10 protein-coding genes are annotated in these 13943 nt (G+C 44.8%); 7 read left to right on the top strand and 3 right to left on the bottom strand.

Translation table 11 applies throughout. The features are described from left to right. Positions 1–7 precede the first annotated feature (7 nt). From AACT19_RS03595 to ggt, 3 genes are all read left to right on the top strand, one after another. Positions 8–484, top strand: a complete 477-nt coding sequence (locus AACT19_RS03595; protein WP_017080103.1) for a hypothetical protein — start codon at positions 8–10, stop codon at positions 482–484. Between the two features lies 1 nt (position 485). Next, positions 486–1553, top strand: a complete 1068-nt coding sequence (locus tag AACT19_RS03590) for a sulfate ABC transporter permease (RefSeq protein WP_076645285.1) — start codon at positions 486–488, stop codon at positions 1551–1553. A gap of 260 nt (positions 1554–1813) precedes the next feature. Beyond that, on the top strand, positions 1814–3544 hold the full coding sequence (gene ggt, locus AACT19_RS03585) for a gamma-glutamyltransferase (RefSeq protein ID WP_076645283.1): 1731 nt from the start codon (positions 1814–1816) through the stop codon (positions 3542–3544). Between the two features lie 161 nt (positions 3545–3705). On the opposite strand, the gene AACT19_RS03580 is transcribed toward ggt, so the two are convergent. Further along, a complete protein-coding gene (locus AACT19_RS03580; protein ID WP_076645281.1) occupies positions 3706–4782 on the bottom strand; it encodes a HEAT repeat domain-containing protein in 1077 nt (358 codons plus the stop codon). Positions 4783–4869: 87 nt separating this feature from the next. Further along, entirely contained in the window at positions 4870–6201 is a 1332-nt protein-coding gene (locus tag AACT19_RS03575) for an anaerobic sulfatase maturase (RefSeq protein ID WP_065678406.1), read from the bottom strand. Between the two features lie 136 nt (positions 6202–6337). On the opposite strand from AACT19_RS03575, the gene AACT19_RS03570 reads away from it, so the two are divergent. Further along, on the top strand, positions 6338–7126 hold the full coding sequence (locus AACT19_RS03570) for a formylglycine-generating enzyme family protein (RefSeq protein WP_017088127.1): 789 nt from the start codon (positions 6338–6340) through the stop codon (positions 7124–7126). Positions 7127–7307: 181 nt separating this feature from the next. Beyond that, entirely contained in the window at positions 7308–8990 is a 1683-nt protein-coding gene (locus AACT19_RS03565) for an alkaline phosphatase family protein (protein WP_076645279.1), read from the top strand. Between the two features lie 140 nt (positions 8991–9130). Here the strand turns inward: AACT19_RS03565 and AACT19_RS03560 are convergent, their stop codons facing one another. Further along, positions 9131–10225, bottom strand: a complete 1095-nt coding sequence (locus AACT19_RS03560; RefSeq protein ID WP_076645277.1) for a substrate-binding domain-containing protein — start codon at positions 10223–10225, stop codon at positions 9131–9133. Positions 10226–10306: 81 nt separating this feature from the next. On the opposite strand from AACT19_RS03560, the gene AACT19_RS03555 reads away from it, so the two are divergent. Then, complete coding sequence (locus AACT19_RS03555) at positions 10307–11425, top strand: substrate-binding domain-containing protein (RefSeq protein ID WP_004730499.1); 1119 nt, start codon at positions 10307–10309, stop codon at positions 11423–11425. Then, positions 11422–13896, top strand: a complete 2475-nt coding sequence (locus AACT19_RS03550; protein WP_076645275.1) for an EAL domain-containing protein — start codon at positions 11422–11424, stop codon at positions 13894–13896. Before AACT19_RS03555 ends, AACT19_RS03550 begins: the two co-directional genes overlap by 4 nt. The last annotated feature ends 47 nt before the right edge of the window (positions 13897–13943 follow it).

The raw sequence follows: 13943 nt of genomic DNA, 5'->3' as shown, positions 1-13943 counted from the left end.
GATACCCATGGATTGGATTAGAACAATAAAAACACTTCCCCGCAGAGTCATGTTGCCAGTCGCGGTAGGGCTATTAGGAAGCTTACTTCTTCTCAGCCCTGCTCACGCCGCTGAAGATTACGCCATATTTTCTTTAGACTCCGGATTTGAAGAGATATCAATAAACAAAGCGCGAAAGCTCTATAGAGGGAAAACTAAGCGCCTCAATGGCAAACGTGTTGAACTGTCTGATTGGCCTGAGAACAGTGCCGAAAGAGAGGACTTTTATCAGCTTTTGCTTGGAAAAAATGCCGCTCAAATGAATGCACACTGGGCTGGTTTATCTTTTTCAGGAAAAGCGCGTTATCCAAGAGAAATCAAAACGGCGTCAACCGACAGCTTAGTGGACTGGCTTGATGACAAACCAAACCGTATTGGTTACTCCCCACTCTCTTCGGTTCCTCAAAATGCCAACATTCTCTACGTTATAAGTTCGGAGAAATAATATGAAAAGAATAATTACGTCAGTACTGTGTGCTTCAGTTGCCTCTCCGGCTTTTGCGATTATTGAACTTACCGATAATTTTTCCTTAAGCGGATTCGGTTCTACTTCTTGGGCAACCTCAGATAACGATAACCCTTTAATCATCAATCGTGGTTTTACCGATGAAAATTGTTATGACTGCGATACCACATTTGGGGTTCAGTTAGACTACTTCTACAACTCATTCAAAGCTTCTGTGCAAGTTGTCAAACCACCCCAATATGATTGGAGTGACCCTCAACTAGAATGGGCTTACCTCGGATACGAGTTTAACGACTTCGATGTCAGCGTTGGTCGATTACGACTGCCACTGTTCCTTGCCTCTGAGTACTACTATGTAGGCCAAGCCTATATGACGGCGAGACCCCCTACAGAGGTATATAACGCCGTATTAGGTATCACTGCCTTCAATGGTATCAAAGTGAGTTGGACTCATGATGTAAGCGATGAAGCTACCCTACTACTCTCTCCATTTTTTGGTATTAAAGATAACAATGAAGTCGACTTCAATTCGACAACTGAGCTTGAATTTGAAACAAATCGAATGTTTGGTGCCAATCTACAATTGAGTGGAGAAGATTATCGTTGGAATTTGTCATTCCTCGATTCCAATTTTGACCAAACCGTAAAAATTAAAAACATCGGTTCACTTCCAACAGCAGACAACCAACACATCCAACTTTGGTCGTTAGGTGCTGAGTACGAATTCGGCCAAGCTGTACTTGCCAGTGAAGGGCAAATCAGCGACTTCTCTTCATCCATGTACGCAAGTCTTGGTTACCACTTAGGGTCATTCACGCCTTACGTCGTTTATGGCGCACAATTTGACTCCAATGAACACTTAGAGGGGAACAGCTACTTAATTGGCGTTGACTATGATGTGTTACCTAACGTGTCTATTAATGGTGAAGTGCAATATTTTGAGGCTCGTAAAGCAAACGGTGCCTTTGTTGAGGATTTCAATGCACTTACTGGTTTTGATGACAAAGATGCCGTCCTTTACACCATCATGTTGAGTTTCGTTTTCTAATCAAGCGTGAAAATAATCGTCATTAGAAATAAAAGCCCAAGCTAATCAAACAGTCTGGGCTTTTTTATGTCTTTGAATTGTCATGCTTAACAAGCCATAACATTGATCTTAACTCTCCTTTCATCCAGAAATATTGAGATGATTTCCTTCCAATGTCAGCAGCGTCAGCATTGTGTAAGAAGGCTGTAAACTCACGAACTTCACTACCTTAATTTGGTCAACCTAAGAGCGAATAAACAGATACCTTAAACGGAGAACGCATGCGAATAGCGACTTTATCTTTAAGTTTGGTTTCAGCGGTCGGTTTCGCGGCTGAGCCAAATCCTTTTCCAATTACGCCAGACGAAACTGGCGAAGAGTTTATGGTAAGTGCAACGAATCCATATGTAAGCAGCACCGGGTATTCGGTACTTAAGCAAGGCGGTAATGCGGTCGATGCGATGGTGGCGATGCAGATGACAATGTCGGTGGTTGAACCGGATATGACTGGGATTGGCGGTGGTACTTTTGCGCTGTTTTACCAAAAAGACAAAGATCAATTCCTCGCACTTGATGGACGAGATGAAGCCCCTTCAACTGCTACTCCAGATATGTTCATGGAAAATGGAGAAGTGCTCAGTCGAAATGAGATTTTAGGGGCTCGTTCTGTAGCGGTTCCCGGCACACTTCGTTTGCTCTATAGCACTCATCAACAATACGGAAAACTACCATGGTCTGAGCTTGTTCAACCCGCGATTGAACTGGCAAGCAAGGGTTACGCGATGAACAGCTACACCTACGACATCGTGGTTCGTGAACAAGAACGATTGATTGAAGATCCAGAAATCGAAGCCCTGTATTGGAGTGACGACCAAATCAAAGCAACCGGCACATTGATGAAGAACCCAGAGCTTGCTGACACTCTGAGCAACATTGCTCAACAAGGCGATAAGTACCTTTATGGTGGCGAGTTTGGTAAGCACATCGTTGAAACTGTGAACAGCAGAATCGATGCCGACCACGCAAAGCTCTCTATTGAAGATTTTGCACAATACCAAGTCAAACAGCGTGAGGTTATTGAAAGCGACTACCGAGGCAACAAGATTGTCTCGTTCGGTTACCCAGCCTCTGGTGGCGTGATGGTTGCTCAAAGCCTTGAAATGCTCGAAGCCTATGACTTAGCCGATATGTCTAAAACTGATGTTGAACCTTGGCGCTTGATGACCGAAGCCATGAGAATCGCCAAGGCCGATCGCATCGCTTATGCCGGTGACCCAGATTACATCGAAGCGCCAGTTGCAGCCCTACTCGACAAAGCCTACATCGATGAGCGACGTAAGCTCATTCCAGAGACTGGTATTGCGAAAGCAAAGCCAAAAGCAGGCAAGCTAACCGATACTGATTACGCTCAGTATCAAGGTTTTGAGAGCCAAGATACCGGGCACATATCCATCATCGACAAAGACGGTAATGCCATTGCAATGACCAGCACCGTCGGCACAGGCATGGGTTCAGGGGTAATGGTCGATGGCGTGATTCTTAATGCCCAAATGGCAAATTTCTCCACCAAACCCACAATAAACGGTAAACCGACTCAAAACTCTATTGAAGCAGGTAAGCGACCTCGTTCCGCGATCACCCCGTTAATGGTTATGGATAAAAAAGACGACCTGCGTTTAGTGGTAGGTTCTCCTGGTAGCTCACAAATTCCGGGTTACGTGTTGAAAACTGTGGTGGGCATTCTCGATTGGGATCTGTCTGCGCAGGAAGCAATTGACCTTCCAAACATCCAATACGGCACCAAGATAGATCGCACCAAACCTTATGACCCAACGGGTTTATTGGTCGAGAAGAAGACTTACGCTGAAATGTTGGTTCCAGAATTTATGCAGCTCGGTTACCCAGTACATGTCATTCCAGTGGTCAGCGGTTTGAACGCCATTGAAATCAAAGATGGCAAGATCCACGGCGCGACAGACAGACGCCGTGCATCCACCTCAATGGGCGAATAATTTAACTTAACGGGTGAGAGAATAAGCTCACCCACTTTAGATGTTTCCAACTTGTGCCTTGCTTTAATAGATATTCCAAACAGAACTCTAGATCCAAAAAAGCCAGTCGAATATTTCGACTGGCTTTTCATAAGCGGCTTATCAATTTACTCATTCAAATATTATGAGCTTGGCGCTACCCGCTTCTCTTTCAGCTGCTCAATAACATAGTCAGGAGCCACTTTACCTAGCTCACTTAAGCAATCATCGGTCTTGTCGTTGCCGTATCGCACGTAGATATCACATACCGCGTATAACTGCTCCGGAGAACCAGAGATCAAATACGCCTTCTCGAACGATTTAGTCGATTTGTCGATATCCAGCTCTTCTTGTAGTACCCCATTCAAGTACCAGTAGTAGCTGTTATCTTTTGCAAGTTCTGCTGCTACTTCAATATCTTTGGCTGCTGCTGCCTTGTCTTCAAGGCGAACCAAAGTTAATGATTTAGAATAGTGCATCGCTGCATTGTCCGGCACGTTCTTCAAACCACGATCCAACACATCGACCGCTTGTTGATCTTTATTCTGAGCTCGGAAGTTATCCGCGTAGCTCAGCCAAACTTGAGGGTCTTTCTGGTGGGTATTAATCAACTCAAGATAAATCGTTTCCGCTTTATCCCATTCATTGTGCCAACGGAGCACGTCAGCGAACAACAATTGAAACTTTTCAGATTCTTGTGATTCCAAGAATGTGATTAACTCAGCGACGGGTTGTTCAATTTGTGCTTTCTGTTCTTTATCTAACGTATTGTAATCACGTACTAAGTTCGATGTTGCCGAGTGACGAACCATAGAATCTGTATCGCTCAGCAAAGGCGAAACTAACGCCCAACGATGCTCAAGTTGATATGGCGAAGAACCGATAATCGAAGCCTCACGAACTTCAGGGTTTTGATCTTTCAAACCTCTTGCCACCGCCACCAGCGCATTCTGACTTGGGTATGAAGCAAGCTCTTGCAGTGCACCAGTACGATTTTCAACAGATTGGTTCTGATCTTGTGCCATGTAGGACAACTGTTGAATACGGGTTTGTGTGTCCGTCATTTCGAGCACTTGATTGATATTTTTTGCCGGTGCGTCAACAGTTTGCTGAACGCTATTCGCTGCCATTGCTGACGTTGAAATCAATGCGGACGTTGAAATCAATGCGGACGTTGAAACTAATAAAGCAACAGCCGTCGCTAAACTCTTCTTCATCATAGTATTACCTTAAACTGGAGAACTTAGCCTGTCCTTAGACTCGTATCTAATTAAATTTGTCTTGGACCTGTTGACCCAAAAAACGAGTTAAAACTTGGTCTCGAACGTAGTTTGTTGCGCCTGTTTTGCACGATGTGCCATCAATACTGAATCACTGAATTTGCCATGAGCAACCGGATGCCCCATCGCACGAGCGATATAAGCCATCGACTTGTCGACATGAGAAAAGAACTTGTGCCAACCTGCACATAAGTAGTTCAAGCCCGGTTCGCCTGCGCGAGTTTTGATAAAGCGGTTTTTAGGACATTCACCATGACAAGCAAACTTGTAATCACACTGCTGACATTGACTGGTCATTGTGCGTGATTTAGCGAAACCAAACTTTTGCTGTGGTGCGCTGTACGCCAAGTCATCAAGCTTCTCGTGATGAATATTGCCAATCTTGTATTCAGGGTAAACATAGTGGTCGCATGAGAATACGTCGCCATTAGGCTCCATCGCGAGGCCTTTACCGCAGATTTCATTCAGAGTACAAAGCGGGTTAGGACGCCCTATCCATGTTTCTAAACTTGCTTCAAAATACTGAACGAACACTTTACCGATGTCGTTCTTCGCCCACTCATCAAATACAGAAATAAGGAAGTTACCCCAAGCCAAGTCCGACACACACCACGATTCCATGATCGAGTCTTTATGGCCTGGGATCAGACGCTTGTCACCTTGCTTAAGTTGCTCACTCACTTGAGACGTTTGTGGCGCAACCGTTCGGAACGTTTTCTGTTCAACGATAGGAATAAACTGCATTTGCGGTGACTTCACCACATCACGTAGGAAGCGATACACCTCAAGTGCATTTTGACTAGTGAGGTTATTCACACAAGTCAGCGTTGCGAACTTCACTTGGTGTTTGTGGAGCAGCTCCACAGCCGCCATCACTTGTTTGAATGTACCACGGCCGGCTCTGTTGACACGATACGCGTTGTGCAGCATTTCAGGACCATCAATACTCAAGCCGATTAGGAAATTGTTCTTTGCTAAGAATCGGCCCCAATCGTCATTGAGCAGTGTGCCATTGGTTTGCAGATCGTTTGAAATCAACACCCCTTCAGGTTGATATTTTTTCTGTAGTTCAACCACTCTTTCAAAGTACGCTAAACCCAGCATGGTCGGTTCACCGCCCTGCCATGAGAAGATAATTTCAGGCGTATTTTGACCTTCGATGTATTGTCGGATGTAGGTTTCTAACGTCTCATCGTCCATTCTTGGAGAACTGCCTTTCTTGTACTCCAACAAATCTTGCTTACTTAGGTAATAACAATATTTACAGTCAATGTTGCACGCTGCGCCAATTGGCTTAGCCATAACATGCAAGCGTTTAGACGCTTTACCATTGTATTGTGGACCTTGAGTAATGTGCATGATTTATCTACCTATCTTAGTGTCTGTAGCCATCATAATGCCTATTTCAGTCAGTGGCATGTTATACCCTTTATAACCAATAGGAATGACCTTAAACGTTAAAATTGCCCTCTATTTCGAACATTCGAGGCACGTGATGAAATTTTTCAATTACAAACAATTAGCGGCGATCAGCAGCGTCACCATGACTATTTTCCTAAGCGGCTGTGCGAGCGTGCCTACACACCCTATCGCCCAACAAATCGACCAAGAGATGGTGCTAGTTGAAGGTGGTACATTCACCATGGGTTCGAACGATCCTGAAGCGACCAAAGCAGAACGACCTGCGCGAGATATAACTGTAGATAGTTTCTACATTGCGAAGTTTGAGGTGACTCAAGAATTGTTCGAATCAGTGATGGGTTCATCTCTCAGTTATTTCCAAAACCCACAAGTTCCGGTCAATAACTTAAGTTGGCAACAGGCGAACTACTTCGTTGAACAATTGAACGAACTTACAGGTGAAGAATACCGTCTGCCGACTGAAGCTGAATGGGAATTTGCAGCGAAAGGTGGCAACAAGAGCAAAGGCTATACTTACAGTGGTTCCAATAACTTAGATGATGTTGCGTGGTACTCAGCAAATTCTAAAAATAGCGCACATCCAGTCGGGCTAAAGAAGCCAAATGAACTAGGCTTATATGACATGACCGGAAACGTGGGTGAGTTTGTGATTGATGCCTTCGATGACACCTTCTACCGATTCGGTCCAACAGACAATCCTAACAACGCAAAACACAGCGACGTTGGTTTATCACATAAATCGGTTCGCGGTGGCAGCTTTGCTTATGACGAAAATGAATCTGAAAGTTACCGTCGCGACTTCGCAAGCCAATCGATCACTATGTCGGACATGGGCCTGCGTTTAGTTAAGGATACGAACTAGCTAAGGCTCTGAACTAGCTAGAGATGCGAACTAACTAAGATGCCGACGGTTATGACTCAATAATCTTCACCAACAATCCTAAAAATACGATTCGCACTGTATACACGTTAGAAATCTGACCAAATATTAGAAATCTGACCAAACCTTAGAACTCTGCGGTAATACTGAATAAGGAAACTCTATGCAATACACCAAGCTTTCAGGACTGACACTCGCGTTACTCTGTGCTCTCCCAGCTTCGGCTGCGGAAAAGCCAGATCTAGTCCTTCAAATCACGGTAGATGGCCTGCGCGCAGATCTAATCGAACGATATAAGCATAACTTCGGTGAAGGTGGTTTCCGGTACTTAATGGATGACGGCACTTACTACACCAACGCGAACTACCAACATGGCAACACGGAAACGATCGTGGGCCATGTGTCGCTTGCAACCGGTGCGCCACCGAGCGTACACGGCATGGTAGGTAACGTTTGGTATGACCGTAGCGAAGAGCGTTTGGTGTATAACGTAGAAGACGGCAACTACAAAATGTTGACCTCTGGCGCAGGTGTCGACAAAGCAACTGAGATCGACCCAACGCAGAAGACAGCACAGGGCGATGGACGTTCTCCGGAGCCAATACTTTCCACCACGTTTGGTGACGAGTTGACGATTTCCAATAGTGGCAAATCAAAAGTGTTCGGTGTATCAGTGAAAGACCGCGGCGCAATCTCATTGGCGGGACACAGTGGTAAAGCCTTCTGGTTCTCCAAAGCGCAATCTGAGTTTGTCACCAGCAACTATTACTACGACGAGTATCCAGATTGGGTATCACGTTGGAACGAGAAAGCAATTGCTGCTCAGTACTCGAAACAGAAGTGGGAGCTCTCATTACCACGTGAGAAGTACACGCTTCAAGAACACGATACCGAACACAAAGTGAAACTCGGTGACTTCCAACGCACCTTCCCTCACCCTTATGGCCCTGCAAGTTACAAGTACTACAGCACAACGCTAACCGTTAGCCCGGCCGGTGACGAGATCACAGAAAACTTTGCAAGCACACTGTTGATGCAAGAGAAACTAGGCCAAGGTGAAGTGACTGATTATCTGTCTGTGAGTTTCTCATCAAACGACTACGTGGTGCACTTATACGGCCCTGAAAGCCTAGAAACAGAAGACAACCTAATTCGACTTGATAAGACGATCGCCAAGCTTCTTAAAACCGTTGATAACCAAGTCGGGCTAAAAAATACATTAATTGTGTTGTCTGCCGATCATGGAGTACCTGAATCTTCACCTGCGGCAAATGCGCTTGGCTTTAATCAAGCTCAATACTTCAATAAAGACACACTGCTCTCGAGTGGCGTAGAAAAAAGATTGAAAGATGAATTTGGTCTAACCAAAGACGCCATTCGCTTGTACGCACAGCCTTATATCTATCTGAATCACGATTTAATCGCAGAGAAGAAACTTGACCTAGCTAAAGTGCAGGAAGCGATCGCCGATGAAATAGCGAAAGTAAAGGGTGTGGCGTTTGCAGTATCAAGCAGCGATATTGCAGCAAACCGAGTGCCTGATACTCATGTGATGCAGCTAATCAAAAACAACTACCACCCTGCTCGTTCAGGTGACGTGTATGTGGTATTTGCACCGCGTAGTTACATTAACGATATGGAAGGCCTTCAAATCGCCTCTACACATGGCTCGCCATGGAAGTACGATACGCATGTCCCTGTAATCTTCGCAAGCTACGACGTTGAAGCTCAGAAGATCTCGCGGGCAATCACGCCATACGACATTGCGCCAACACTTTCGAACAAACTAGGGATAACCCAACCAAGTGGATCAATTGGAGAGGTGTTACAAGAGGTCACTGAGTAGAGTATACCTCTAAGGTTTCGTGAGCTAGATTTCGAATCCAGAACCCACTCATTAAAAGAGTCGTTTATCATATTCAGACTGATTCAGTCGAAACAGATAAGCGGCTCTTTTTGATTGATAAAGGATAGATTAAATCTAACCTAGTTCTTACCAGAATATCGAAACGCTTCTCTGGTCAGCTGATCCAACTGGTCATCATTCATCTTGTTGTGCACAACCGTGATACGGCCTAAATAAACCAGTGGGACTTCTGCTTCACGCTCTTCCAAATGAAACTTGATCGCCTCGGCCGTTGCCACACCAAGGTCATCACTCATTCTCATTGGAGTCGCATCCAATTCATCCGTACGAATCTTTTCAATCTCTTTCGCTGTACCGCCCCAACCCGTCACATAGATTTCAGACAACATGTCGGCATTGTTTAATGCATCCACCGCTCCCATGGTCATCGCAGTATTGGCGTTGTGAACCATGGTCACCTCAGGGAAATTACCGAGCACTAAACGAATTCCATCGGCACCGCCTATCTTCTGGTATTGCCCAAAATGCTCATACACTGTAAGCCAATCACCTTTCTCTTCTACGCAATCAATGAAACCTTGCGAGCGTTGAGTATCGGTTATTCCCGGTATCCCACGATTCGCTGAAAATTCTACGTCGTTGCCGAGCTCTTTTACCACATGGTCACACAGGACATCGGCCCCCATCGCGCTTGAAAAATCGAACCAGCTATCCGGTTGATGTTTCCATTGTTCATTGGGCGTGTGAAAAGCCCAAATAAAGGTTTTGAACTTTGTCGAAGCAGACAGTTTTTGAATATTCTCAGCTTGAATACCCAGTTCAGAAGGGCCAAAAATTACGAAGTCGTAAGGGGTTTCAGAGTTCAACACTTGTTCGGTGTATTGGGTCTGCAATGAGTGCTCAATTTGCCTTGAAGTGAACTCGCTGATCTCAAATGGTAACTCCAAAGCGACGAGCCTTTGCTTCAGTGCTGTGTAATTTCTTGTCCAAAAGTCAGAAATATCTGCACTTGGATAAATTAATGCAATTCTTACCGGTTTTTCTACCGACATTGGAGCCATAAGAATCGGTTCGCCACTCACAGTCTCTTGAAATTTTTCGAGTTTCTGAGCATCAGCCTCCACCCTCATCCGGTCAGACTTGGCGTACAAAGGGAGGGAAAAACACGCTGTCAGTAGGGTTAGCAAGACGTTTTTACAAATTTGACCCGGCATAACTGTTACCAAATGTTTGAATGTTTATTAACATTATTATAAATATAGAGCGATTATAAGTTAAAGCGTTTTATAAGCCATATGAATAAGAGATTAAATTTTGCGAGTTTGTTGCTCGCTATTACTTGCTACTCTCAGAGTTTTGCGGGTAATCATGAAGACGATTTCTTCCAATATGCTGAAGAAAAAGTGATGCGTGCGGTTTCCAACCAGCGAACGTGGAATGGCCCCACACAAGGCCCTGCTGTGCGCCATGAAAAGAACGTTATTTTTGTCGCGTCTGATTTACGTAATGGTGGCGTTTATGGCGTTGGGAAAGGCATATCTGAAGCCATTTCTAACATCAATTGGCACCTTAGATTCATCGATGGATTAGGCTCAGAAGTGCGCCAAGGTGCAGCTATCAGGAAAGCGATTGGTTTTGAACCCGATGCCATTGTGTTGGGCGGCATTGACGCTGTCCGACACAAAACCATTTTGAAACAAGCTGAAGATCTGGGAATCGTTGTCATTGGATGGCACGCGACTGAACTTGTCGGTGGTAATCCAGAAATAGGTTTATACACCAACATCACCACCGACCCTCTCGATGTCGCGGAAGTGGCCGCGCTACTCGCGATTGTAAACTCAAACGGTCGAGCGAGAACCGTAGTGTTCACCGACCCTAACTATGAAATCGCGATGATCAAAGCCAACGCGATGGTCAATACCATCAAGCGTTGCAGCACTTGTGATGTACTTGAGCTTAACTATTTACCGCTCGATAAAATTGCCGAGCAAATGCCTGCGACATTAAAGAACCTAGATGAGAAGTACGGCGAGAAAGTCACTCATCTTCTGGCAATCAACGACCTGTACATTGACTATGCTATCCCGTCTTTGGAGTCAAACCTCGAGGAGTACCGGTTAATACCACAAAATATCTCAGCGGGTGATGGTAGCAAGGCCGCGTACAAAAGAATCAATAGCGGTCAATTCCAACTGGCAACAGTACCTGAGCCCTTATATCTACAAGGCTGGCAAATAGTCGACGAACTCAACCGAGCATTTAATCACATGCCGCCAAGTGGCTACTCTGCCCCTGTGCATCTCGTCACGCCCGATAATGTTGAAGAGCTCATCAGCCAGTCAGACAAAGGCATCTACGACCCTAAAAATGGCTACCGTGAAGCGTATCTGAAAATTTGGAAGCCACAATGAAATTACCTCAGATAAACATCACCCAACGACTCATTATTTCGAACCTGCTTTCGCTTTTGATTGTCAGCTTTGCTGTCATCATGGTGATTCGATCTCTCTATTACGTCGAATCGACGCTTAAAAACGAAACTTCTACACACGTATCAGACTTGATTGTTAACTCTGAAATCAGCCGACGCGTATTTACGCTCACCTCTCGAGTTAAGCTACTTGAACAGACTTTTTTGTTCAGTGAAACCACACTGTCGGAAGAAGCATTTAATGTCGATTTCCAGCTTCAACGACTCAGAGACCTATCAACTAACGAAGGTTTCTCGCAAAAAATTGATGCCTTTATCGATAACTTCCATCGTTTCTTAGGCAGTTCGCTCGCATTAAATCGAATTCTAAAGCAGACCAATCAGATCGACGCCACCTTAGCCGAACAGCTTGATCAGCTCGAATTTGCGATAGCCGACAGCAAGCTTAGGCACTTAGACCAACCAAATTTCATTCGTTATAACAATGAATTAGATCTCATCAACATGTTGAGAGAGTCGTTTCTCACTTCAGGAAAAATGGTTGGAGACATTCACAGTCGCATCACGCCAGAAACGGAGAAAGTACTGCTTATCGAGGTCGAGAAAGAACTCGATATATTCTTACTCCACTTAGAAAACGTTGATATCGAAACGACAGCGGTTATTGCTGAGAAGAAAAGAATCAATCGAACGGTGAAACGATACAACGCCGCTTTGAAGCGCATTAGAGCTAATTTGGAGCAGCGTTGGCTGGTGATGGCTTCACTATTAGTCGCTCAAAGCGACCTGTTGGAGATGGTAGAAAAGACCGAGTCACGCGTACAAAGCCAAGCCTTAGAATTAACCGACCAGCTTGAAAAAGAGATCGGCTTATCAAGACTGAACGCCATTATTATCAGTTTTTCAGCTGTTGTATTATCGATGTTGTTGGTTCACCACGTTGTTCGACACCATATTCGAAAGCCACTCAATGCACTCAGGCATGGCTTCGATCGTCTAGAATCCGGAAGCCTAAAAAATCCAATTAACTTGGGCCGAAGTGACGAATGGTCTCACTTGGAGAAAGCCTATAACGATATGGCTTCAAGGCTATCTAAAGCATACCTAGACCTGACGGAAGAAAAAAAGAACTTCGACTTCCTCGCCCACCACGATCCACTGACCAGTTTGGCAAACCGACTATTGGCAACCAAACAGTTAGATGAAGAGATCAGGAAATCCTATGAGAACAACGCCTCTTTCTTGCTGTTCTACCTCGACATTGACGAGTTTAAGACCATTAATGATTCTTTAGGACATGCACCAGGTGATAACTTATTAGTCAATGTCGGGCACATATTGAGTAACTTAGTGGGTGATAAAGGCTTTGTTGCCCGAATGGGTGGAGACGAGTTCTTGCTTGTTTACTCAAACATTGGGTTAGACGAAGGCGAACCTATCGCAGACCGCTTAAATCAAGCGTTAAGAAAGCCTTATTACATCGATGATAATTCTATCTTTGTATCGGCGAGTATTGGTGTGTGTGAGTACCCCACTCATGGTTTAGATCGTGAAACTCTAATCAGAAATGCGGACACAGCAATGTATCACGCAAAGCGAAACGGCCGAGATCAATATCGCGTCTACGCGGACAAAATGACTCACGAGGTAAATGACTTGATTGAAACCAACATGGGGCTTCATCAAGCCATTGCCAATGACGAGCTTGAAGTCTTCTTCCAACCCAAAGTCAACTTAGACTCGCAAGACATCATTGGTGCCGAGGCTCTAATACGTTGGCGTCACCCTAAACTGGGCTTATTGCCGCCCGTCGATTTCCTTGAGGTTGCAGAAAAAAGTGATCTCATTATCGACATTGATAAATGGGTATTTAAGAAAGTAGCGAATCTGATTACCGAATGGCAACGCGCGGGAATGGACCTACAGGGCGTGATTTTTTCCATCAACTTCTCAGCGAGAATGTTCTATATGACCGATCTCGCGGACCAATTACAAGTGATACTCGACGAAACGGATTGTCAGCCTCATCAGCTGCTTCTGGAAATCACAGAAAGGGATATGATGCGAGATTTCGAGACCTGTTCAAGGACCATCGAGGTTCTTCATTCTAAGGGGTACAAGATCGCTATCGATGATTTTGGAACGGGTTATTCTTCGTTGTCGGTGTTGAAGAATCTTTCCGCCGATTGCGTAAAATTAGATCGAAGCTTTATTGAAGATATTAACTCGTCAAAAGTAGATTATGAGATTACTTGCGCGGTTCTCAAGCTCGCGCAAATACTCGATTTCTCAGTGATTGCAGAAGGCCTTGAAACCCAGAATCATGTAACGACTCTACGCCAGATCGGTTGTAAATATGCTCAAGGCTATTTCTTCGCGCGACCTTTGCCTATTGATGATTGGGTGTCCTACTTCTTGCTTAACTCAGAACAGAACCCAAAAGAGGCTTAGTATCCGTTACTTAAATCAAACAATTCAGTAAGTTAAGTTCCTTCACT

It is taken from the genome of Vibrio sp. 10N.222.47.A9 (assembly GCF_963872585.1).
Lineage (GTDB): Bacteria > Pseudomonadota > Gammaproteobacteria > Enterobacterales > Vibrionaceae > Vibrio > Vibrio splendidus.
Note: the sequence above shows the minus strand (reverse complement) of the source record. Positions and strands in the feature narration are given on the sequence as shown.